General features: G+C 46.2%; 4 protein-coding genes. All 4 read right to left on the reverse strand.

Features of this window, described 5'->3' with window-relative positions:
- Nucleotides 1–335: 335 nt before the first annotated feature.
- From BCU12_RS09520 to BCU12_RS09535, 4 genes are read right to left on the reverse strand one after another with little or no spacing between them, the layout of a single operon-like run.
- The gene (locus BCU12_RS09520) at nt 336–1,226 is read right to left on the reverse strand and encodes a dihydrodipicolinate synthase (protein ID WP_102404087.1); all 891 of its coding nucleotides are present in this window, start codon (nt 1,224–1,226) and stop codon (nt 336–338) included.
- Nucleotides 1,223–1,567: a PTS lactose/cellobiose transporter subunit IIA gene (locus BCU12_RS09525; protein ID WP_102404088.1), complete on the reverse strand. Its 345-nt coding sequence runs from the start codon at nt 1,565–1,567 to the stop codon at nt 1,223–1,225. Before BCU12_RS09525 ends, BCU12_RS09520 begins: the two co-directional genes overlap by 4 nt.
- An 8-nt stretch (nt 1,568–1,575) precedes the next feature.
- Nucleotides 1,576–2,910: a PTS transporter subunit EIIC gene (locus tag BCU12_RS09530; protein ID WP_102404089.1), complete on the reverse strand. Its 1,335-nt coding sequence runs from the start codon at nt 2,908–2,910 to the stop codon at nt 1,576–1,578.
- A gap of 15 nt (nt 2,911–2,925) precedes the next feature.
- A complete protein-coding gene (locus BCU12_RS09535) occupies nt 2,926–3,234 on the reverse strand; it encodes a PTS sugar transporter subunit IIB (RefSeq protein ID WP_102404090.1) in 309 nt (102 codons plus the stop codon).
- Nucleotides 3,235–3,272 lie beyond the last annotated feature (38 nt).

A 3,272-nucleotide genomic window follows, 5' to 3' on the forward strand; every position in this document is an offset into this window, starting at 1 on the left:
TCGATAAACGATAATTTATTGTTGTTTAATAGTAATATTATTTTAAGTGTTATTGCCTCATGGTGATATTTATCTGTTCCCTCTTTTGAACTTAAGCAATACCTCATACCCTCTTATTTCGACACTGGTTCATGTGACTGGACATGTTCGTTTAGAAAGAGGTGAGATAAGACAGAGAAGGCGAAAAGGAAAGAATACAAATGAAAAGAGAAACAGCCTTTTGGGTGTAAGGCTAAACAAGGGCTCAAGCAACCAGTGGTGACTAGCCAATAGGGGGAGAGGCTGCTTGAGTTTGTTCAGGATACCTTTAGTTTGTAGAGGAAAGCGCGGTTGTGTTACCGGCGATTGGCCATGCGTTTGAATTGATGGCGACGGCCTCGAATCGTGATTCCCATGCGAATGATGTTCTCAGGAACAGCCAAACCCCCGTAGCCACCGTCGCCAATATGAACGATATCAGCGCCCGATGCCTTAGAAGCCATGGCGACTTGTTCGATGTATTGTTCACTTGCCCCTTCTTGTGAGGTTCCTATCGCCAGAAGACCCAACATATTGTTCTCATGGACGACACTCATCATTTTATGAGTGATCTCCGGTGTGATACCCGGCGTCGTATAAGGGGCAGGGAACATCATGATGTCTGCTCCCGCGTCAGAAAAATCTTTAATGATGTCGAGGTTGTAATCGTTGCCGACACCACCACCGTGCATCTTGCCCGCAATGATAAGAATATCGTCTGACACCTGACGCACGAGTTTAATGGCATCCAAAATCGTTTCCTGAGAAACCTGCATGCCTGGGTTGCCCGTCAGCATGATGTAATTGAGGCCAAGTCGAACCGCTTCTTCAACGGTTTCTCTCGTCACAGAGCGGCCGACATCGATGCCTTTAAAGTCCGCAGGAACAGGCTCAAGGTTACACCCAATAAGCCGACCACTGAGTTCTTTAAGCTCTGCAATAGTGAAGTGATCATTGACTTGATGGTTGGCTGCGCCATTGACGTTCGCTTTCGGGTTAAACACATCAAGACAGTTTAAGGTAATGAAATCGGCCCCTAGGCTTGCGGCAATTTCTGCACCTGAGACCAAATCAAAAGGGGGCTCAGCAGAGACGACATTCTCTACCATCATTGCTCGGCCTTCAGACAGCCTTACACAGTCAACCAAGTCACTGCGCGTCATGGTGGCGATGTCAGCTTTGGTTAAATCAAAAATTCGTTTTTTCATGCGGCGACTCCTTGTAAGTCTTTACGCAGTTCAATGATCTCTTCGGCAATTTCACGGCATAACATGGTTGTCATGATGTGATCTTGTATATGGGTCAGAATAAGGGTCATGCGAACTTTTCCTTCTCCTTCATCAAATCCAATTAACGATGTTTGGCTTTTGTGAACGTTCGCTAGCGCTTCATCACCTTGCTTTAGCAACTCAATCGACTCAGTAAAGTTGTGATTTCGAGCTTCCAACATGGCTTGCATGAAGGTGGACTTGGCTTGCCCGACTTCGCACAGCAAAGTCATTAGAAACTCTTCGCTGATGTCACTTTGTTGTTCAATTAAATGATCCATGATGACTCCTATACGCTTGGCTGTGGTGATGCTTGAGGTTCAGAGGCTTCTTCAACGTTCTTACTTTCTTCTTCAAGCAACTGTTTTTCGTGCGCTTTAAAGAATGGATAGAAGATTGCCATGCTGACAAAGACACAGACAACCACGACGACGGCAGCAAGGGATGAGTTTGTCGCCATCACTGCGCCAATAGGGGCTGGCATTGTCCATGGTGGTAGAGCGACAACTTTCGAAATAAGCTCTGTTTTAAACGCCATCCAGACGATGCAGGTATTCACGATTGGCGATAGCATCCATGGGATGAAATAGTTAACGTTCATCACGATTGGCGTGCCGAAGATAACGGGCTCATTGATGTTGAACGTGCCTGGAATGATTGACATACGGCCGATGGTTTTGAGGTGAGTCGCCTTTGAGCGCATCATCAGCACAACCAGACCCAATGTCCCGCCTGCGCCCCCAACGAAGATAAAGAAGTCGAGTACTGGGTTAACGAAAATCTTAGGCAGCTCTAGACCAGCAGCTAAGGCATCTTGGTTAAGGCCAAGGTTGACGATCAAAATAGGGTAGAGGATACCCACAACCACAACCTGAGAACCGTGAATCCCCGCAAACCACAATAGCTGAATCAAAATAACCGCCAGTAGACAGGCGAAGAATGAATCAGAGGCAGCAACAATCGGTTTAAACAGCTCCATGACCGCCGTTGGAATATTGAGCTCGTTATAGCCGAGCGTGACATTCAAAGAGACGACAATAATGGTCAGAAGAACAATTGGAATCAGTAGGTCAAACGAGGCTGAAATCTTTGGTGGTACGGCTTCTGGGAGTTTTAAACGAATATTGTATTTGAGAAGGAAGCGTTGAAACTCAGGAACGAACAAACCACAAATGATGGCGGTGAATGCACCGGCGCCACCGAGGTGAGCAATGGGCATGATGCCGCCATGATCCGCAATGAACTGCACAGGGGCAACGGCCAGCAAAAACGTAAACATGGAGAGCAAACCAGAGTTAAGTGCTCGAATCTTGTAATGTTCGGCCAAGTTAAAACCGATCGAGAATGCCGCATACAGGGCAAAAATACCCATGCTGACTTGGAAAGCCGCTAAAATATTCCCTTGTCCAATGGCATCGACAACAGACTGCCAGCCGGCGAGAAAAGTGTTGCTCGTGCCTGGAGGAAACGCCAGTACAAGCAGCAGTGAACCCACAATCAGAAAAGGCATCGTGGCAACGAAGCCATCTTTTACCGCATTCACGTGAGGTTGCGTGGATACTTTATAGGCGATTGGGGTGATCACCTTCTCAATGGTGTTCGTGATGGTATTCATGACACTCATGACTCATTCCTTTTATCAAAGTGATTTATAAAGGCCAACTGCCTGATCTAAGATGACGTCGCCTTTCATCATTCCGTAATTGAGCATGTCGATGAGGTCACATGCTTTACCTTCTTCTTCTGCTCGCTGCTTGAAGTGATCAAGTTTGAACTTAACTTGTGGCGCGACGAGGCATACATCGTTCTCACTTAAACGCTGTTCAAACTCAGTAATTGAATAGGCATTGATTTCGCAATCTAAGCCTTTTTCGTCCGCGGCATTTTTCATTTTGCTGACGAGCATGCTGGTGGACATGCCCGCGGAACAACATAAAAATATTTTCATTATAGGTACTCTTCTTCACTAGATAATTCGTGAAGATT

Origin of the sequence: Vibrio sp. 10N.261.55.A7 (assembly GCF_002877365.1) — a bacterium.
Lineage (GTDB): Bacteria > Pseudomonadota > Gammaproteobacteria > Enterobacterales > Vibrionaceae > Vibrio.